The 21,765-nt window shown below is 43.1% G+C and carries 8 protein-coding genes; 2 read left to right on the top strand and 6 right to left on the bottom strand.

Annotated features, from left to right (window positions below):
* Positions 1 to 15: 15 nt before the first annotated feature.
* A complete protein-coding gene (locus tag HZC34_04810) occupies positions 16 to 735 on the top strand; it encodes a hypothetical protein (protein ID MBI5701153.1) in 720 nt (239 codons plus the stop codon).
* Positions 736 to 956: 221 nt separating this feature from the next.
* Positions 957 to 1,358: a four helix bundle protein gene (locus HZC34_04805; protein MBI5701152.1), complete on the top strand. Its 402-nt coding sequence runs from the start codon at positions 957 to 959 to the stop codon at positions 1,356 to 1,358.
* A 150-nt stretch (positions 1,359 to 1,508) separates the two neighbouring features.
* Here the strand turns inward: HZC34_04805 and HZC34_04800 are convergent, their stop codons facing one another.
* The 6 genes from HZC34_04800 to HZC34_04775 form a co-directional block, all read right to left on the bottom strand.
* On the bottom strand, positions 1,509 to 2,618 hold the full coding sequence (locus tag HZC34_04800) for a hypothetical protein (protein ID MBI5701151.1): 1,110 nt from the start codon (positions 2,616 to 2,618) through the stop codon (positions 1,509 to 1,511).
* A gap of 39 nt (positions 2,619 to 2,657) precedes the next feature.
* Positions 2,658 to 3,017 (bottom strand): DUF86 domain-containing protein, encoded by a 360-nt coding sequence (locus tag HZC34_04795; GenBank protein MBI5701150.1) that lies wholly within the window; start codon positions 3,015 to 3,017, stop codon positions 2,658 to 2,660.
* Positions 3,014 to 3,307 (bottom strand): nucleotidyltransferase family protein, encoded by a 294-nt coding sequence (locus HZC34_04790; GenBank protein MBI5701149.1) that lies wholly within the window; start codon positions 3,305 to 3,307, stop codon positions 3,014 to 3,016. The genes HZC34_04795 and HZC34_04790 overlap by 4 nt, the downstream gene beginning before the upstream one ends.
* A gap of 240 nt (positions 3,308 to 3,547) precedes the next feature.
* Entirely contained in the window at positions 3,548 to 4,690 is a 1,143-nt protein-coding gene (locus HZC34_04785) for an ATP-binding protein (GenBank protein ID MBI5701148.1), read from the bottom strand.
* A 45-nt stretch (positions 4,691 to 4,735) separates the two neighbouring features.
* Positions 4,736 to 5,689 carry a PorV/PorQ family protein gene (locus HZC34_04780; GenBank protein MBI5701147.1) on the bottom strand — a complete coding sequence of 318 codons (954 nt, stop codon included), beginning with the start codon at positions 5,687 to 5,689 and terminating at the stop codon, positions 4,736 to 4,738.
* A 134-nt stretch (positions 5,690 to 5,823) separates the two neighbouring features.
* Entirely contained in the window at positions 5,824 to 21,669 is a 15,846-nt protein-coding gene (locus tag HZC34_04775; GenBank protein ID MBI5701146.1) for a hypothetical protein, read from the bottom strand.
* Between the last annotated feature and the right edge of the window lie 96 nt (positions 21,670 to 21,765).

Genomic DNA, 21,765 nt, shown 5'->3' with positions numbered 1-21,765 from the left:
TTACATGTTTCAACAATGGGAAAAGACGACAAAGGTTCCTTCGAAAGAAAAACAAACTTTTCCCATACTACTGGATGGGTCACTGAAGGAAGAGTTAAGGGCGGGGCAATAGAAGCTGATCCTTCCTGGAAAATAAGAAATCTTAATCCTTATGACGGTGTAAAGGAGCTCATATGCACAATTCGAAACGATAAAATCAGTGAATTCATTTCTAAATTAGAATATAAAATGGATACAACTGATGATTTTCATGTTTACAGGATAGCCGCTAAAGGTAACGATTTCAAAGTTTATATAGATGGGACTTTAAGGATAGATGGAACAGGTGTAATGCCTAAGATTCCATCCATAACAGAAAATTCTTTCAGGTGGAACGACATCGCTGGTACAGCAGACAGCGAATCGTCTTGGGATTATGTAAGATATTATGAAGGCGGCGACAAGCTCCCCAAAAAACCAAAAGGCGGTTATATTTCTCAAATGATCGATACAACCGGATCTAACAATGTTGGGACTGGCGCGACTATTAGCTGGAACGGTATTGGCGTCGCGACAGATCTTTATGCTTCCGCAAGTCCGATTAAGCCCGATGTCCCATGCGCGACAGGGCTTGCTAATAACGCGGGAGTTTCTATCCCAAATACCTGCTCCGGCCGCTATTTGTGGCTTGGAGCCAACTTGGGCAACTCCGACGCGACGCTCGCCGATATTACTGCTAATTATTGTTCTTATTAGCGGCTTTTACCCCCCCCCCCTCTATTTCTCCTTATGATCGCCTTTGGCATGCTTACCCGCCTTTGGCATGATAATTGCTGTATTCGGTTAGGGTAACGGTGACGATGCCCGTATCGTAAAACGGCAACGATAACGGTTATGGCCATAACCCAAAGCCATAACCGAAACGGGTAGCGTTACCCTCGCCGTAGCCATATATTTAATAAAAAGGAGTTTTTGCCATGGAATTGAAAAATAGGATCGTTAGTTTTAGAGATTTGGAGGTTTATCGAAATTCCTATTCAGCTATGTTGTCAGTCTTATGCGAAATCGCCTGCAAACTGCCTGGAGATGAGAGATATGATTTGAAAGATCAATTAAGCAGGGCTTGCAAGGCCATACCAAGATTGATCGCGGAGGGTTACGCGAAAAGACACCAAAATAGAGGTTTTCAAAAATATATTGACGATGCGATGGCAGAGTGCAATGAGATGGTAGTCAGCATCAGCCAAGCGAGGGATATTTATTCTTCGCATGTAAATATTGATTCTTGCGATAAATTAATAGATATTTACGACAAAACAGGAAGACAGCTCTATAAATTAGGAGTGGCTTGGAATAATTTCAAGAAACGACAACCGTAATCAAAGGCAAGTAACGACAACGATGCCCGTATCGTAAAACGGCAACGATAACGGTTATGGCCATAGCCGTACGGCAACGATAACGGTTATGGCCATAGCCGTAACCCCTCGCCGAAACGGGTAGCGTTACCCTAGCCGTTGCCCTTTTCTCTAATTGATGATCAAATAACTAAACGGTATCGCGGCCGAAGCGCCATTCCCATCCATTGTTGCCACCACAAAACTTGTCCCATTGGTTATAGTCGAAACGCGTATTCCGCCATTTGTGTTTAAGGCAGCTGTGGTTGCCCCATGCCCTACTGTCAACAAAATAACACTGCTTGTAGTTATAGCTGTGTTAGCAATGGATCCTGATGTAGCGTCACCCAATGCAATCGTCCCCGTCCCCGCACAAAATCCCGTCCCTGTCCTCGCTCTAATTTTCCCCACAATATCAAGCGCCACGCCGCTTGTGCTCTCCGCAGAAACTCCCGTCCCCGTATTGCTCTTCCCATAAACACCAGTTCCCGCTCCCGCATTCAAGCCCGTTACTATCGCGCTTGTGTTCGCCGTTGCTGATGCAGTAATGGTTCCTGTCGTCGAAATGTTTCCGGATATAGAATCGGCGGTCGATACCGTTATCGTTGTCGGTATCACGCTTGTTGCAAGTTTTCCTGTCGTCGCGTCAGTCGTTGGCACAATGCCGACACCGCTTACACCGGGTAAATATCCGCCGAGCTTCAAAGAATTCGCCGAAAGCGTTACCGATCCGGTGACCGGAATAACACTTGACGACAAAAGCCCTGTCGCGTCAGTCGTCGGCACTATGCCTGCGCCTGAAACTCCGACCCTATAATTACTAATGGTTTCAGCGGTAACCGCATTGCCGGACGTTATAGCGTACGCGCTTGACTGGACCTTAAGCCTCGGCGACAAAACTTCCGACCCAACCGTTACCTCAAGCCACCGGTCTGTCCCGTTAAAAACAGAGTTCGTCGCTTCGATCGACACATTATATATCCCGCTTGAGACCGAAACGCTCCTCGCCGCGCTGTCGCTGTTTAGTACCGTCCCCGTTCCGATAGCTGCCGCGCCATAGATCTTGAATGCCATGCTGTACGTCCCTGTCTGCAAATTGCCCGCGGCATCCTTCAAGACGCCCTGGTAGTTTATATACTGGGGAACGGCGGCCGCTGGGGCACAAATGACCAATGACCAAATCCCAATGACCAACAATGTATAAATTATATTTTTCGTATTACTTCTGATATTTTTTTTCATAAAAGGCCTCCTTTCTAAAATAGCGGACAGTTGCATAAACTATCCAGGATCAAATTGTTGATCCATTTTCTCTAATGCTTCTTTAACTGCAATTTTTACTTCGGGCAGGCGTTTTTTTATGGTTTCCCAAACAATGTCTAAATTAACGCCAAAATATTCATGTATCAGCTTATCGCGCATTCCTGCCATCTCTTTCCATGGGACATTGCCGTATTTTTCTCTAACTTCATCGGGGATATTCTTCGCAGCTTCTCCCATCACTTCAAAATTTCTTATCACGGAATCAATAGATTTGCTGTCGCGGAAAAACTCATCTAACGCAGCTCCATCCACATACTTTTCTATTTTAGAAATAGCATCAAGAATATCGTCAAGATATAATCTATGATCTCTTTTCATACAGGGATAGCTTCCTGCAGTATTCTATCTTTTATTCGAGGCTTCAATGCGTCCTTTGTGATTAAGTCGATCTTAATTCCGACAGCGCTGGACAAGAAATTTTCCAAGCGTATAAAGGCAAACAAGTCGATTGTTTCATAAAATTCAACAAGAATGTCAAGATCGCTTTGTTCTGTTTGTTCGCCTCTCGCAAACGACCCGAAAATTTCCATAGATTTAACTTTAAATTCTTCCGCCATAAATGGCTTGTGTTTATTTATCGCGAGTTCAATTTCTTTAAATTTTTTCATAAAAGGCCTCCTGGTTATCTGCGAGCATTATAGTCCTTCGACAAGCTCGGGACAAGCGGGTTGTTTTGGGAAAGCAACACCCGTGCGGCAGTTGTGGGTTTGGATTTTCTGGAAAAAAAACCAACAATCAAGCTTGAAAATATTAGCCCCATAATTGAAAAATCCCTGGCTAAAAATAATTGATCCAATCTCTTTTCATGCAGGAACATCAGGAAGCTCTCTCGGCCGCGGTTTGCGCATTTATCTTGAAGAGAGGATTTCCGGCAGGCCTTTTAAGGCATCTTCAATAGGAAGCAGCTCGATTGAGCCTTCTCTTATTTTGCGTTTGCCGCCATAAAGGAAATATGATTTAGCCATAGGATAATCTTGCGTAAAAGCTTTTAGCCCTTTCAGCATGGAGCCGGTTGGCTTGCCGGTTCTTTTGATCTCAAATGCCTTAATGCCCTTATTCCCGTATAGGACAAAATCAACCTCAAGATCAAGAGCCGTCCTCCAATAATAGATCTTATATCCTAGCCCCAAAGAATCGTTTAAAGCATTTAGCTCTTGGAATAATAATGTTTCTAAAGCTATGCCTTGGACATCTTCCGGCATATCCAGCGGCCCCATTGGGCGAAGAGTCCTGTATATACCGGTATCGAAAAAATAAAATTTTGGATGGGAGGCCATGCGTCTTTTGGCTTTTTTGGAAAAAACCGGCACTCGATGCGCGATCAACAGGTCTTCTAGAATATTAAAATAATTTTCGGCAACTTTGCGTTCAATCCCACTTTCGCGCGCGATATTTGAAATATTAAGCACGGAACCCTGCGAAAAACTAGCTATTTCAAGGAATCTTGAAAATGCCGAAAGATTCCGGGTCAATCCTTCCTGTTGTATTTCTTCTTCGAGATAAGTTTTAACATAGCTTTCAAGATATTTTTTGGGGTCGGATTCAATATATACCGATGGGAGTTGGCCGTATGCGAGGGAATGGGCCAGATCAAAATCCTTATCTAGCTCTCCTGCGGTCAGCTGATGCAAAAAATAGGTCAATGCGCGCCCTGCGAGCAGGTTTGGGACTTTTCTTTTTAATTTTCTCGCGCTTGAGCCGGTCAATATGAATTTGAATCCTGAACTTTCGATCAATCTATGGACTTCATTTAATAGTTCAGGTATCCTCTGGACTTCATCGATTATCACCCAATCTTTAAAATGAGCAGGGATCAAATTCTCGAGGCGTCCGGGATTTGCCAATAGGTCGTTAAACAGCTCCGCTTCCAGAAGGTCCAAATAGAGGGCTTTGGGGGAAAGGGATTTGACCCAGGTGGTCTTTCCTGTCCCTCTTGGGCCAAAAAGAAAGAAGCTTTTCTCTTTTGGAGGCTTTAGCAATCTGGAATACATAACTCCATTTTACATATAAATATGGAGTTGTCAAGTGAAATCTTATCACCATTTCCCGCTAAGCGAGATCCGGTGGACATTATTTCGCGAAACGGAACTTTGCTGGACATAAGCATAATCGAGCGAGGCTTTCCCGGATCTAAACCCCGCGCCTGCTGTAAGATTTGAATCAAGAAGTCCTGCTCTTAAGGCCAGATCGCCCTTTTTATACTCGTATCCGAAAGCGAATTCCGGCGAATAAGAACTTCTAAGCGTTTGGGCGACATCGATGGCCACCGTGGAACCTGCGGGTAAACCCCGCGGTTCCATAAATGAAATTCCAACCCTGGCTTTTGGAGGAACCTTTTCTGCTGTCCCTGTTTCCCATTTTTGTTCGTTTGCAAGTTCATCTACTTTTGCGCCAAATGACCATCCGCGCGCTTTAATCAAGAAAGCTGGCGAGAAACTGTATCCATAGGCTTGGCCGCCCGCGATGCCGAACATGTCCGATGTTAAGTATTTCGCGGTCATACCGAAAGATATATTTGGAGTAATAGGCAAACCGTATGCCAGAAGATATGCGTTGCTGAAATAACTGAAAACATTTGTTGTTATGACTTCGTTAAAAGCATCGGTTGTTGTGGTTTGAGTGATATTGCCCAGCGATACCTGGATCCAAGAGATGCCAAGAGTTCCTTTACCAAGTTTTGTCGCGTAGCTTATATAGTAATGGTCGGTATCGGTTGATAGTTTTGTCTGCATTGTTGTTATTTCCTGGCTTGTAATATTTGAAAGGCCTGCGGGATTCCAATATGGCGAATCCGCGTTATCGGCGATAGATGTAAAAGCACCGCCCATTCCCATAGGACGAGCGCCGACGCCGGCGTTGAGAACTGCGATGTCGACTCCAGCTTGAGAAGAAGCGAATGCGACTGAAGAAAATATTATTGCTGTGATAAATCCTAATATCGAATTCCGAATAAGCAACCTAAAACCCTCACCCAGTTTCTTTTCCCTCACCCGATTTTTCGAATTTTGAAATCTATATTCAATTAAACCCTCTCCCACTGGGAGAGGGGAAATAGCTTTAAGCTTCCAAAATTGAAAAATTTGGGTGAGGGCTTTCGGATTTCGGATTTTTGATTTAGTTTTTCTCATTTGAGCACCGCTATCTTTCCCTTGCCCATAACCGACTGCCCATTAAGGGTCGCAATCACATCAAACGGATAGATGCCGTTCATAACGATATCTCCGCGGCCGTTGCGGCCGTCCCACAAGACATCGTTATATTTATCCCAGATCGAAGAGCCTTCGGCATTTGTCGTTCCATCAAGTTCGCGCACAAGAGAACCTGTGATATCGTAGATCCTTATCTTTGCTTCATCGGCAGATTTTCCAAGTCGATAGCGTATCTTTGTTCTTTCTTTATTAGGGTTGAAGGGATTAGGATAATTTGCAACACCTGTCATTGAAAGTGGTGGATCGACTGTGAACGACCAGATATCAGATGATGCTTCAAGAGTAGTGCTTGGGTTGGAGGAGACTTTCCAGTACCAAGTTCCTTTTGACAAGCCTTCGTCGAATTCGTTTATAGAGTAAGCGATAGTAGGATCGGTAGCGTTTGAAGGCGTTGCTTCCGATTGAGTAATATTTTTTGAGAATGCCTTTGTCAACGGGCTAACAGGCAAACCGGCTAACGTCCCAACAGATAGTTTATAATTCGTTATTCCTCTGATACCTGTCCATTTGAATGTCGGGCGGATGGTTTTGACAGTAGAGCCGTCGGCGGGTTCGAGGAGGGTTGGTTTGGCGGTTGCTAGGGCAGAAACTTCTTTTGATGCAGTATTAACTGCATTAGTTTGTAATTTAGAAGTGGCGTTTGCACTTACAGGCGCAAAGTTTGAGGGGATTTTTTGGAAGTAGATTTCATAGTTGTCGCCCGGGACGGGATTCTTTCCATTTGCGGCAACATAATCTCTAAAATCTGTCCAAGCAACGTAGGTATTATTATTCGAATCAACAGTAATTGTTGGGTACATGATGCCGCCTCTATCCGAACACATATTAGTTGTTCCATTGATAGGGACAGCTGTTGACCAGCTTATCCCGCCATCTGCACTTCTTTGATAATATAGGTGGTATAAGTTGCTGCTATTAAGATAGATTTTATGCCAAGTGCTCCCATTCTTGGCAATTTGAGTTTGGGATTGATTTGGATTTGGATAATTATCAACTGAACTTGACTGTAAGGAATTCGTCCAAGTTTGACCCAAGTTATTGCTTTGGCTTAGATATTGATTATACCATCGATATTGATAAACTGCTGTTGCGCCAGCCCAACCATACCCCTGGGTGGAAGAGGTATGAGCATGCGAATGCAATCGATACCACCCTTGATTCAAAGATAAAGTACTTTGCCAAGTAATTTCGAGAGTACTTGTATCTACATTGGAATTTGCATAATATATATGCGAATCTTTATCCCCACCACCATCTCCTTGCGTTGATAATGTTACTTGTGATCCATTAAAATTAATATAAAACCATGCATCTTTATCTGCGTCCCCATTCCAGACATTGGCGGTGCTTTCCGAAATCGTCCTTGTTTCATCATTCCACCCCTCAATCCATTTTAAAGTAAGATTGGTGCCTTGATTCCAAACAAGATATGGGCTATTTGAATCCGCAGGATTATTTGTTATCCTTTGGTCATCTTGAATAGCCACAATACAACTTGCATCACTAGTTGAATTCCCTGCGCTATCGCTCGCCATAATTTTTAATTTATAATCCCCTTCATTAACATAATCGCCAGAATTATTTATTCCATTCCAATCCGCAGAATTATTCCCAGTAACTGTCAGATCTTCTACAGCTGTGCTGTCAGTTTTTAATATTTGCGCTGTAACCGTTAACCCGCCCGATGATGGCGCAGGGTCAGTTACTGAAAAACTAAGTGTTTTGCTCCCATCAACATAAGGATTAAATGGTTGGGGACTTGATGGAGGGGTGATTGATGGCTTAACCTTATCAATCTTGAATGAATATATTGCCGAAGAAGACATTAGTCCTACGCCATCGAATGCTTCAACTGAAAGAGTGTGCGCCCCTTCAGAAATCGTTGGTTTCCATGGAGAAGAAACATTGCCTTGAGAATTTCCATCAATATATCCCACATAATGATCAACTCCGCTTCCTGCATCTCCTGGATTTGACCAACTAATTGTCGGATTGTTTTGGTTGGTCCATGTTCCAGTTGGCGTTGATATCGAAAGCGATGGCGCATTTGGAGCTGTAGTATCAATTTTAAAAGTCATGGCATTGGAAGCCGAGCTTGTTAATCCCATCGCATCGACTGATTTAACATATACGGTATGCGTGCCATCAGTAATTGTCGGCTGCCATTTTGTTGCAACGGTCCCTTGATCGGCTCCATCAATATATCCTACATAATGATCCACTCCGCTTCCCGCATCTCCTGGATTACTCCATGTAATTACGGGCTTATTATTATTTATCCATGTCTCGGTTGAAACATTTGTCGAAATAGCTGGAGCATTCGGCGGGGTCGTATCAATTTTAAAATTAAAAGTCCCGGAATCGCCGCTCAATCCAACCGTGTCATAAACACGGAGTTTGATCGTATGTGTCCCATCTCCAATAGTTGGATGATATGGCGATGAAATATTTCCTTGGCTTATGCCATCAATAAATCCTTGGACATAACTAACCCCCGAAGCCGCATCAGACACAGAGAAAGCAATATATGGCGAATTGTGGCTGGACCAATTATCCGTAGGCGTATGGGACGGATCAACAGTAACCGAATTAAAATTTGGAGCAGTTGTATCAATATTAAAAACCGCTTCATCATATGCGCCCACGTTTCCTGTCTTATCAATCGCTTTTACCCTAATAATATGCATGCCGTCAGAAAGGACTCCAAGATGCCACGGGCTTGAAACCGCCTGCCATGCCCCTCCATCTAATTGTTGTTGATAAGAAATAACTCCGCTTCCCCCGCTATCGCCAGGATCGACCCATGATAAATAAGGAGTATTATGGGTGCTCCAAGCGTTTTTAGGAGTGTGCGAAGGATCTGCAATAATGCTTGGTTTATTGGGCGCAGTATTATCCACAACTACCGATCTCGTAAGATGATTATTAACCGCCTGATCATTCGCGTAATCTTTAACATCTACATCCAAATAATATGTCCCATCCGCGACAAACTGCCAGGCGTCATTCTTCCCATCCCAAACCGCCCACCCAAGAGATGAGGATTGGACGGTTGCGTCAGGCGTAACAATCCTAATAAGATTTGAAAGCCCGGCATCGCTGTAAACTTTTACGGAATATTTGCCGACAGCTTTCGTATTTGAAATAAACTCCTGCGCTTCGATCTTTTGAGGCTGGTCGGGCGCGACAGGATTTAGCGCATTATCTACAATAAAATATAATTTTGTAGTTTTTGTCGGGCTGTTGCCGTTCGGTGAAAAATAGTGCGGGTCTGGATTCCCCTCTGGCGTTGGCACTTTCGCTGTCGCAAAATCAAGCTGGTCCGGTCCCTTTAATGTCAAAACATTATTTTGCACCCAAACCGTTCCGCCCCATTTCTTTAATGTAAGATTGCCAGCCCTATCTTTTCCTTCGACAATAAAGGCATATTCGCCAACTGTGTCGACATATCCGTCATTGTTCAGGTCATAAAGATTCTTGTTTGAAGATATCTCCCCGTTCCACTGGACGCTTTGCAATCCCGCATCCTTCCAGACCCCGCTCACAAGCGTGTAAACATAATTACTCGAAGCAAAATCAGACGCTATGAAAGCCTTTTTCCCGTCAGGCACTTTATAGACCTTGACAGTAACATAGGACGGTTCGGATAACCCATATTTTAGAGTTGTAAATCTTGGGATGTCAGTTCCGTCTGGATTTGTATTTGTTGAAAATGGCGATGGGTTTGCGATCAGCGAGTAGGACGAATCAATATTTACCGTCGGATTTACAAGATCAATAATGAAGGTCTCGCTTGCCGATTGAGAATTGTAAGCGCCCTCATTGTTCGCATGATCAAAGCCATCGATCGACACGCTCGCCTGCCCGTTAACATCGCTGTTGCCAACCATGTATTGATGTGTGTATTCAAAAGAATTAGGGGCAAGGGTCAAGGGTCCAGAAGAATATGAGGCTGTGTTTCCATTTATTTTGACGCTTGGATTAAACTGAAGCTTTTCTGATGAATTAAAAGTTATTGTTGCGACTGAACCGGCTTTCGCATATTTTGAAAAATCGGGATTATTGACATCGCATTTGAGATTTGAAAACACCGGTGATTGAGTATCTACAATGAGATCTGTGTATTTCTGTAAATTGGAATTGCCCGCAAGATCTGTCGTTGAAACTTTTACTTCCGCAGTCCCGTCGTTCACTCCATTTGAGCTTGCAAACACAGTGTATTTTGCAGTGACCTGATCACCGACCTTCGACCAAAGGCCTCCGACCTCCGGAACAAATTGAGTAGAGGCACCATTCTGTGTCACTTCAACTGTCGGAGCAACCAGTAGAGGCTCTGAGACATTAAATGTTAGAGTCAGTTCGCCTGCTTTTGCAGGATTCTGCGAATATGAAAGATTTGAAATTTGAGGAATTACCCTATCGATAGTTGTCGATCCTGTGAATTGCGAAGCGTTTCCTGCCAAGTCGACGGCTTCGATGGTTACAAGGTTCAAGCCTTCTGATTCAACGGTTCCCACAATATAAGAATACGAATAATCTGTCCTGATATCAGAATATTTGATAGAGCTTTCTTTGGATGCGAGCCTCAAAGGATCGCCAATGCGGATGATAGGATCGTTCAATAGATCTTCCGAAACGCTGGGATCGATAGTTATCCTGCTTCCAAGCTTTGCGTATTTTGGCTTGATATCGACATTGCTAATTGTTGGATTAACAGTATCGATAATAAAGGACGATGATCCCGCCGCCTTAAATTCCGTCGTACTGATATTTGACGAAAGATCTTCGGCAATTACTTTTATCGTAAAACTTCCCTGCGCATCAGAAGAACTGACATTATAAATATAATCATAAACATTGTTGTTAATTATTAATTGTTCATTGTTAATTATTTTCGCCGCATTTCCATTAACCAAGACTTCGGGAGTACTTAACAATGTTTTTGAAGAACCAAAGCTGATCGAAAGTGGTCCTGCTTTTGCCGGATTCGGAGAAATTTGAATATTAGAAATTATCGGCGCATCGGTTTCATAAGTCGCTGTTTGCATTTTCGAATAATCAGAAATGTTCCCGGCAGGATCGATAGCTCGCGTTTTTATTTCGTTAATTCCAAGCAATAGGCTTATCGGGATATTGAATTCCCCATCAACAGCTTTGCTCGAAGCAACCAAACTTCCATTGTCGTAAACTTCAACAAGCGAACCTGTTTCCGCGGTCCCGATAAAGTTTTGTCCGGCGGCATTTGTATGACTTGGAAGAGCCGAGGCTTCCGGTGTTAGCGGTTTTGTATCGTCAACCGCAACATCTTGAGTAACTTCATAGGCGTTGCCTGCATCATCAAGTGCATCAATATAGAATTTATATATACCGTCAGGCACAATTCTACGAAGTCCGCTATCAGCGGACGAAGTAGAACCGTCCCAGACTATTGTCGGAACAGCCAAGGCTTTTAATTTCTTGGATTTTATAGACAGAGAAGCTGTTGGAGCATACGCATCTGTCCACTGGCTGCTTATTAATCTTTTAACAAGACTGCCGTCTTTCGCGCGGACCTCGACTGTTACGTTTGCGCCTTTGGAAAGCGAATAACTCAAGACCGTTTGATCGTTTCGCCCATTAACATCGGGGCTGAAGGGGCTTGGCGATAAGGAAATTATCGACATGATAGGATTTGAATTGTCGCACGCAAAACTAATTGTCTTTATATCTGAACTCGTAAGCAATGGATCGATCGCTGAAATTCTCGCAAAATAATTCCCTGGTGTTATTGTTGATCCGCTGTTGGGCTTGCCGTCCCAAACATATGTATAGCTTCCGGGAGTGTTTGAGAAATTCTTTGTAAGGATCGTTTGCAAATTAGGATCCAATATCTCGATTTTTATCTGTGCATTTCCCGTTTCATAAGCAACAGGATAATCTATAGAATAATTGAATGTTATCGTATCTTTTACACCGTCGTTATTTGGAGAGAATTTCGTTAGGTCCGATGATATCGAAATTGTGGGCTTTGTTGATATAAGAACAGTATCTACGGTGCCATCGGCAGAAGCTCCCATTGCATCCACGACATTTATGCTATATGAATATTTTCCATCAGTTAGAACAGTGTCCGGCTTGTATATGATAGAAACATTGCCGTCATCATGGCTCTCGTCAACGATGAGCTTTTTAATTGTCGCTCCGCCCGGGTTTAGGACGTTAACATTAATTTTATACGGCGGCTCGCCGCCAACGATCTTAAAATCGAGCTTTGAAGCATCGTCTTTTCCGTCGCCGTTCGGCGTAAATGGGCTTGGAGAGGCCTTTGCGTTTGCGATAGAAAGCGGCGTTTCGACATCAAGAGAAAATATTTCGGTTGTTTTTTTGTCAGTATTCTTTGCGCGATCAACAGCTGTTACGGTTATATATGTTTTGCCGATACTAGCTTGAGGGACTGTCCAGTAGATAAGATGCTCGCCTGCTTTCTCAAGCTCGCTTTCGACCAACTTCTTAATAAGAGTTCCGTTATCTTGATAAGCTAAAACTTCAACCGATGAATTTTCAGGAAGATAATATCTTAAAGTCGCTTTCCTGTTTATCCTATCAACTTTTACGGGATAAACCGTCACAAACGGCGGGGTGTTGTCGATCAAAACGGTGTTCGAAATATCCGCTTTTGTGCTGTTATACGGGTCGTTTGCGTAAATTTTGAATTGGTATGCGCCATCTGCAAGTTTATCGGGGTGTTCGTTGTCGATAGGGCCATCGTAGCCGGGAATATAGTCGCCGTACCATTTAACCGAATGTTCTCCTTTGTTTTTGGTTTCGCCGAACACAAGATTTTTGATCGGCTTCCCTTCTTTGCCCATTATGACGGCCTGGACTTCAACATTATCGCGGGAAATATAATATTTTATATTCGTATAATTCTGTGTGTCGGATATTGCGGAGAATGGATCAGGGTCTGCGTAAGCGTAAGGGATAAGCGTTGGCTCTCGGTCGACGACAACAGACTTAATTTCGGAAGTAGAAACGTTGCCGACATTATCTTCAACCGATATGAAATATTTGTATGTGCCGCCGAGAAGCTCATTGCGGGAGCCGCGTCCGTCCCATGCCCAACTACCCCCACTGTCCCTTCGGGACATCTCCCCCTTATCAAGGGGGAGAAAAGAGAGGGGGTCGGTTGGATAGGCAAATTTTCCTGTCGGCGCCATATAGCTTCTAAACAATCCACCATCTTCACGATAGATGCCGAGAGTTGCGTAAGCCGGCTCGGATAAGTTGTATTTGAAAGTCGTCGTATCTTTTACGCCGTCGCCGTTCGGTGTAAAAGGGTTTGGCAATGCCGTTAAGTCATTTATCTTTGGCGGAGTTGTATCGACCACCGTGCGGCCTGACACATTATTTGAAATATTCCCTGCTTCATCAATTGAATAGACTGTTGTCTGATAATCACCGTCTGATAAGCTAACGGCTATCGGCTGACGGCTTACAGCATCCCAAATTCCGGTTAGGGAATTTCTCTTATAAATATCAAAACCATCTTTACTCCATGTAAGTTTGATCTCTTTATTCGCTTCAGCGGAAAGCTCTTGGTTTAAGAGCTGTTTGCCGTCCGCTGCAAGCTGCAAGCGAATTTTCCCATTCTCATTCGTCTTTAATAGATAATCCACAGTATCATATTTCCCGTCCCCGTTTGGCGAGAAGGCATAAAGGTTTTGGGATGAGGAGGCGATTGGGGGGATGGTGTCTTTTGTAATTTCGACATCGCTAAATGTCATAACTTCAGGATTTCCCTGCGGAGACGACACTACATAGACATAATTTACACCGTCATCGGCAAGCAGATCAATATTTTCAAATCTAAATTCGCCTTTGTCGGGGCCGGCATTCTTTGTTGCTATGGCGACGGAACCTGCGAATGAACTTCGCGGTTCCTTGCTTACAAAAATGCGTAATTCCGATCCCGGTTCCGCCGTCCCATAGATCGTTGCATAATTTTTATTTGTTATATATCTATCGGCGAACACCATTGGGGCCGACAGATGGAATTTTCCCGGAAGCAAAGCATAGGTTGAAAAATGGTTAAGAGGTCCCGAAAAGACATACTGTTTTTCTCCGTTATTTTCTTCAACAGATTGATGGTTATTGTCAATGATCTGCAGATCGCCTGATGCGGTCACTTGATGGATATTCCAAGGCAAGTTATGCGGCACGCCGTCTTCCGGCTTCCAGAGTTTTAGTTCTGTAAGATCATTTAATGTGTAAACAAATCTTAATGTCGGCCGGCCTTCGACGCCATCAGTTGATGGAGTTTTGAATTTATAAGGCGATGGTTTTATTTCAACAATAGGCCCGGATGTTAATATGATCGGCCTATTTCTAACATATATCTCTTTCATAGACACAGGCGTTATCGTTACGAGCTCGTCTTTAGTAAATGCGTTCGCAGGGAATAATAATTGCGCCCTTCTATAAGTTGAATATACTTCGTGCGATGCGCCGTCGTTTTTGACAAGAGTTCCGATCGAAATATCAGTTGATGCGCTATTGCTATTCGATCGCAAAAGAACGGTATATTTTCCATTCAATCGAGAAACATTCCACCAAGCGAGAGTCCCGGATTTGGCTTCGCTTGATACAAAAATAGTTTTCCAAACGTTTCCGTCAAAATACATAAGATCGTAAGCCCCCGGAGTACTCCCTCTTATCTCAACATATCGCGATTCGGAAGCGGAGAGGTTTAATTTTAAGGATAGGGTGTCGTCCAATTGTGAGGCATTATTATATATATTTGTCGCTTCCAATGAAATATCCTTGTTAATGCCGCCCGTTTTATCTTTAACAATAGCGCTCCATTTGAAATCGGAAAGATTTGGATTATCGATAGGAGATGTCGTGTCGCTGTCGTTAAAAGGATTTCTATTTAAGAAAGTAAATTTAAGCGCATTTGGCGAAGTATGTTCCGAACTCAATTTATCTTTATACAGATCATAAATATTCAATATGCGCGTCCCAAGAAAAGTATTTTCATTGAAAACCAGCGGCCCGTTCTTAATTAAGCCATTTGATGAAGTTAGGTTTGTGTCATCCGAGGTAGACCAATTGACGCCGGCTTTATCGACTCCTTCGGCATGGATGAAATCTGACTTTGATAAATTAGGGTTTGTTATTGCCACCTCGGGATTATTGCTAACGGCCGCCAAAGCGGCCTTATCGACATAAGTTGGGATAATAAGCAGATTATCGGCTGTTTTCTCTGAATCCCAAAGGGTCTTGTTTTGAATTTTGTCATACTTGGCCAAATTCCCGCCGATTATCGTTGAATTATTTGCTTCGAATTTTTTGCTGTTCCATTCCGCATTATCTAAATCCCAGAAGGTGCCGTCTTTTGATGTTCCTGTGTATTTTTGCGGATCTTTGATCAATTCGTCTCTTTTGGCAGTCCCAAGGCTTGGATATTTGTCAGTTTTTTCGGAATCAACAAGAGGCCAGCTGAATTCAAAAGGAGAAAGTTTGTTTCCATCCCCTCTGCCGGCATACGTTAAATTCGTTGATATTTTTACGATCGGGGAAGCATTATTATATTCAAACGCCCCGCCTTCAGGCGCTGTGATCGGGATAAATTCAATATGCTCGTCGGACAAATACGAATTGTACCCGTCAGTTGCATTGAAGCCATATGTTTCTCCTGAATAATTTTTCAATGAAGAATCGTTTTTGATATTTTCAATTGCCTCTGCGACAGCTTGAAATGTCTTAGGTTCAGTCGCATTCCATTTTTTCTTTAAATCATCTGCCAACGAGGACGGGAAAGGATCAGAAAGCTTCGCAGTAGGATCGTTAAAGAATTTTCCACCTGGGAAGCCAAGCCCTTTCTGGACATCAAGCATAATTTCGGGCGATGAATAATCTTTTATCCTATCGCTTGCGGGAGATTTTGCATTGATAAATCCAACCCAAGGGACAAAGCGGTTGGTCAAACGAGAGTAAGCAATTGGGCTGTTGTCGGGCAATTTAACATAGACTTTTGCGTCATATCTTTGTGCGTGTCCGGCGCCATCTATTTCTTGTCTTGCCCCTTCTAATCTTACTTCAAAAATACCTTTATTTGTTTTAACAAAACCGTCAGAATCTTTAAACCATGCTTCGGTGCTATCCAGCAAAAATGAGCCGTCTTTTGAATAAATTTCAATTTTAGCCTCGCTATTTTCTAGTCCAGGGTATTCTTCGTTCCAGTTCCTCCATATTCCACCGGCTGTAAATGTATCATCTTCAATATAATATGGGTCTCCATTCTCACGGATCCCAAAGGTTTTTGAATTATTATGTATTTGATCCCTCCCGCCGCGCTTTTCATGATAGAACCCCTTGGTCAAACTCCATTCAATTGTATGAACATATCCATTTACTTTCATTTTTGCTTTTACTAGAACATCAACTTGCCTAAACCCCCTATGCATCAAGCCTGCAAATGGGACATAAGGATACGCTGTGATCAAAGTTTTTCCTGTTGCAGATAAAGTATATGAGAAATCTTTTGGAGCGTGATATTCGCCGGTAGCGCTTGTCTCAACGTAATACGGCGATTCGCCTTCTGCCAAATGGATCTTTTCGCGGCCGAGCATGGTTTCTTGTCCAATAGGATCTATTGCTAAGCCGCTTCCTGCCGAATTTGTGAACGAGGAAACATTTATATCATCAATAATTTCCTTCTTAGAAGCTGACCCATCTTTTGCAGTTGCGGTAATTTCTATCCTATATTTCCCGCCGCTTACAACCCGCCTGCTATCAGGATCGGGATAATTCCCTTTCCAATAAAAAGACAATGGATTATTCGGATTGGGCGAACCTAAAACCTCCTGACCATCTAATATTTTCGCTTTGAAATTGCCTGCACTGTCATAAACGCTGGCAGAAACGATCGAATCTTTTGAAACATTGTAGAAAACAGAAACTCTATCAGGCATGCCAAGCGTGCTGAACTTTTTATCGGTTGGCGAAACTTCTTTAATTGATAAATTATACGGCGTGACAATATTTATCGCCGCTTCATCGGTTGCGACTCCCACCCCGTCGGCTCCTTCGGCAACTATTCTTATAATATAGCTTCCACTGTCGACATAGGAGCCGGTGTCATATTTCCCATCCCAGCTTACAGCTAACGGCATACCGCTTACGGCTCCGCTGTTTGCTGTTGGCTGTGAGCTGTTAGCCATCGAAGCAAGATTAACCAATCTCTGGCTTTGACCATCAATAACGATAGGCAAAAATTTTTGTGTGAATTTTGAAGCTCCAAGATAAGCTTTCTCTCCCGATGTTTCAGGATTTTTGGGATCAGCGTCGATAGCAGGAGATATAATTATTCTGCCGTCGGCCGAAAAATCGAAACCTGTTTCGCCTCTGGAAATTGTTTGATCCCATGAGATCATATTATTTTGGCTGACAACCCCCTGTTTTAGACTCGCAACAGAGAGATTCCCGCCCATTGAAACTATGCTTCCCGAAAATTTATGCTGTTTACCGTTTGTGGACATTCTTAGATGATATCCATCGGTATCGTTCCAAATAAAATATCCAAGATCGGATCCTGGTTTGTAATCACATCTGCCGGTAAATGGCGCCCCTGCGACATTTGGGAAATATTTATAAAAGACTACTCTATTTCCCTCACCCACCCCGATGCTCGCTTCGCTCGTTCGTCCCCCTCCTCTCTCTCCCTGTGGGAGAGGGCCTGCCTGCCGGACAGGCAGGGCCGGGGGTGAGGGCTTAAGTATCTCCACGTAAACATTCGCTGGTTTGACGCTGTTCAAAAAGCTGATGGGCAATTTTGTTGCCGGGTCGGTGAAGTCTACTGAATTTGGGATCGTATTTAATTTCGCGTATGGATTTTGGTTTGATTGCGCAGAAAATGCATCATTTTTAACTTCAATAACTCGGGCGGTAGAAATGGAATCGCCGCCATCTTCATCTACAATCACTAAGACAGTATAAGTCCCATTTTCTAAAACGTTTGTGTTTAAGTATGCGAGAGTCGAATCGTTCTGAAGAGGACGGATCGAAAGATTCTTTGCATCGGCTGGGTTCCTATTTACGAGCGGAACTTCTATTGCCAAAGTCTCCCACGCTCCTTCCCCTCGTCCTTGTTTTTGTCCTTTTTTATAAAAGACAGCATATTGTTTAAAAGATTTGTCATTCGTCCAATCGGGATCCATTGCTGTTCCGCGGATCGATATCATTCCTGATACTTGGGCATTATCTTCAGATGGATAGGAAATTGTCGGAGCGATTCCGTCTTTGACGCATGTTGCGTAGGAGATGCCGGTATTTCCGACATCATCGGTGGCAATTATTTGGAATTTGTAAGCGCCCTTTGCGTTTACCGGGTCGCTTCCATTCCAGGTAATATAATTCGTATCTGTAGTTGAGCTCGGCGCATCAGGCCAAGAATTTACAAGAACTCCGGTCGTTTGGTTGTAGAGTTTTATTTTCACCTCACCCACCATCGACTGCGTCGATGGCCCCCCCTCTCCACTTAGTGGAGAGGGCAGATTATTGGAAAGTCTGTAGCTTAGCGTTGTTTTATAAGCATTCACGCCCACATTGGAAAGGACATACGGACTTGTTATTTGTCCGTATATTTCTGGCGGTGTTCGGTCTATGCGGAAAGATTCAATTGTAGTAGGAGAGCTTTCGTTGCCTGCGTCATCGCGAGCAGTTACTTCTATTCTATAGATGCCGTCTTCGGGACCTTTTGAGAACATGTCGGCATATTGCCAACTGTAATTTGCAGAAAAAGAGTTAGCCTGTTGGCCTGTTAGCCCGTTAGCCTGAGCCAAATATGCAGTAGTTGCGTTATTTTTTGATTTGTTTATAAGTTTAATTATTACAGTTGAATGTTCGTTTGTTTTGGCTTCGAGGCTCATTGATTGCGAGTTTGAAGTCATAGGATTTGGGCTCATGGTTAGTTTTGAGATAACGGGAGGAGTTGAATCGATCGTTATAGGCTGTTCGGCGACTGTCATGTTGCCGGCGAGATCGAAAGCTTTGACTTTTACGATGTAGGAGCCGTCTACGACCCTCACCCCTATCCCCTCTCCCAGAGGTAGAGGGGTATAAGTCCCATCCCAGTTGAAATAATTATCTCCAAGAGAAAGCGAATCTGCTGTTGAAATGTTTGTTACAAAGTTATTGTTGGAATCATATAGATTGCAGGTGACTGATTTTATTAGGGGCGAGGCTTCATCGGAGACAGAGTATCTAATAGTTGCGGGCTTGCCCTCCGTAGCTTTAGCGGAGGAGGGGGCGCGCGGTGAATACGGCGCAATCGGCGTCATGGTAATTGTTGGAGATTGTGTATCGACGATGAAATTTGTTACCGCGCTTGAATTTCCTACATTGCTGGATACATTTACTATTAATGTATATTCTCCGTCGAGTAATGGAGTTTTTGGTTTATATTTATATATCAAGTATTTATTGTATGCTTCGCCGCCAATGGTCACTTCAGTCTCTGCCAATATATCTATTTCCACTTGACCCTTGCTCCCTGACCCTTGACCCATTGAAAGTATTTTCGCATTCAAAATAGCGATACTTTCCAAAGATGCCGCACTATACGACGACTTTGCAAACTTCCCGCTTATCGTCGGCATATTGTTTTTTAGGTAAGTTCCTGGTAATGGAGAAAATTCGGAGGCGACCATGGGGATAGTGTTTAGGGTTATTGTTAATATCTGATTCATCTTATTGCCAATCCAAGATTCTGCTTTGAAGGCTATTACATTCTGTCCTTCGGCGAGTTTTAGGTCTTTGACCGTAAAGTTCCCCCATTCGTCAACGGCGGGCACTGGCTTCCATGCGGCAAAGTTTTCTGAATATTCGAATGATTTTAGTTTTTTGGGGAGGAAAGTGTTGATAACTCCTTTTATTGCAGTAGGCGTCTCTTTGACCATGACACCGGATACCCATCTCTTCTGCCCATCTATCTCGATTGGCGCGGCTTGAAGATGATTGCTTGATTCGGTTACGGTTTCGATCGTGACAGTGTGATAATTACCGGCATCAGAACCGTCTTTGTTTTTGTTGGAGAGGAGAGCAAAGGCTTGCTGCGGGGCATCATAGCCTGATGTTGGAGAATCGATTGATGATGCAGGGATGGAAGATTTGGCTTCGGCAGTGGTTGCATTGCCGCCAAGTGCGACAAAATCTTCGAGTGCTTTATCGATGATATGTTCTTCGTAAACTTTTTTGAGAATGAGGCCGTGACCAGCAAGGTAAGTACTATACCTGTATTCAATTCCCTTGGTTACCGTTGTAGCGGCAGCTACAATGATAGCCCATTTAAGCGGCCATGCTCCTGGTCCGCCAGTTATTAGATTTGCGGCATTCGCCAGCCCTATCGCAGCACTAGCTCCAATTATTGCATCGGCTATAACATCAGAATCTTCCACAAATGTATATGTATATTTCTTCAAATCAATATTTGGCGCCTTTAAGCTTGATAACCCTTCGCCAAGCTGGCTGACATTTGTCCCATAAATGTCGCCATCCTGATTTATGATAGCCCCCAAAAGCACGCTCATATATATTGCCATCAATTTCCCGCCAAGAGGAAGATCGTTAAGATAGCTTGATGAAAATACGGTTTGAATTGCTTCTGCCCCCAATAAATATCTGTTTACTGGTAAATCCCCCGACGGAGTTGGAATCCCTCTGCCTGAAACCAATCTAACTCTTAGCGGATTTGAGCTATTAATAAATGGTTTTGAATTTAACTCCCGAAGATAATTACTATCAACAGCCATATCCTGAACACCCGGCTGGTCAGGGTACCAGCCCATGTTTCCTTTTGTATAGTTCTGGTCGATTACCGCCCTCCCGATTGGCATAGCTATTGCACAAAAACCTGTATAAATAGCTAGATCATCTTGATTCGCCATAAGCATTGCGATTGTCAAGCCTAACATTTGCCCATATTGGTCTATCCATTCTCTGCCATTATAAAATTCAAATATGCGTTTTAATGCCTTTGCGCCATTTGACCCAAGATGCTGTGAATCTATGGTTACCAAGGCCTCAACGCTTCCTTGATAATAATCCGATGACAAATATTCTCTTGCAACAAGCCCGCCCATCGAGTGGGCAATGATTATATATTTTGAGGGAATTTCGATATCTGTTGGGTATCTTTTTGGATTTTCTTTACTTCCTGGGCCAAAATCATAAAACCATTTTTTAAAATCTTCTCTTGCTTGTTTTATCCATGAGTTAGCCTTACCATCACTTCCAACATCCACAATTTTAGGGTCGCTATTATTTGTAAGAGGATATCTCAAATATTTTCTCAGCTCAAGAGGGCTTGATGATGTTATGTCCGGCTGATCTGTCAATCCCTTATGGTTCATTATACTGCCGCCTACAGCGGGGTTGCTGTAGTTTGGATCTCCCAACTCGCGGGCTTGATTGCTTATTTTCCCATCTCTTTGAGAAAAGGTGTAATAATAAACATAACCGTCTAAACCCAAATTATTCCTCAAGTATCCCAATAGATCTCCAAAGCCCCTATATTTATCATCTAACTGTGATACATCGCTGCCATTGTCTGCACTAGATTGCCCCTTTCCTCCCATCCACACAAAGCCGGGAGTGTTTACGCCGTGAACTAAGATAATTAGATAGTTAGGCGAGGTCTTTGTTTCAATTTTGCTATCGGCAAATACTTGCGACAACAAACAAAATGAAATAGATATTAATATTATTATTTTTTTAAAATACATTTATTTGCCTTCAATATTATTTTCTAATTCTAAATTCAATATCGATCTATTATTTTTCAGCCAGTACTCATTTGACTCCCCAAAGCCCGCTTGTTA

The organism is Candidatus Saganbacteria bacterium, assembly GCA_016223245.1.
Lineage (GTDB): Bacteria > Margulisbacteria > WOR-1 > XYC2-FULL-46-14 > XYC2-FULL-37-10 > JACRPL01.
The sequence above is the reverse complement of the archived record's forward strand: the minus strand, read 5'-3'. Positions and strand labels throughout refer to the sequence as shown.

What these genes read in the sequence shown, in the direction of transcription:
- HZC34_04810 (MBI5701153.1), top strand. Translation starts at nt 16, where the DNA reads ATGGGAAAAGACGACAAAGGTTCCTTCGAAAGAAAAACAAACTTTTCC.
- HZC34_04805 (MBI5701152.1), top strand. Translation starts at nt 957, where the DNA reads ATGGAATTGAAAAATAGGATCGTTAGTTTTAGAGATTTGGAGGTTTAT.
- HZC34_04800 (MBI5701151.1), bottom strand. Translation starts at nt 2,618, where the DNA reads ATGAAAAAAAATATCAGAAGTAATACGAAAAATATAATTTATACATTG.
- HZC34_04795 (MBI5701150.1), bottom strand. Translation starts at nt 3,017, where the DNA reads ATGAAAAGAGATCATAGATTATATCTTGACGATATTCTTGATGCTATT.
- HZC34_04790 (MBI5701149.1), bottom strand. Translation starts at nt 3,307, where the DNA reads ATGAAAAAATTTAAAGAAATTGAACTCGCGATAAATAAACACAAGCCA.
- HZC34_04785 (MBI5701148.1), bottom strand. Translation starts at nt 4,690, where the DNA reads ATGTATTCCAGATTGCTAAAGCCTCCAAAAGAGAAAAGCTTCTTTCTT.
- HZC34_04775 (MBI5701146.1), bottom strand. Translation starts at nt 21,669, where the DNA reads ATGTATTTTAAAAAAATAATAATATTAATATCTATTTCATTTTGTTTG.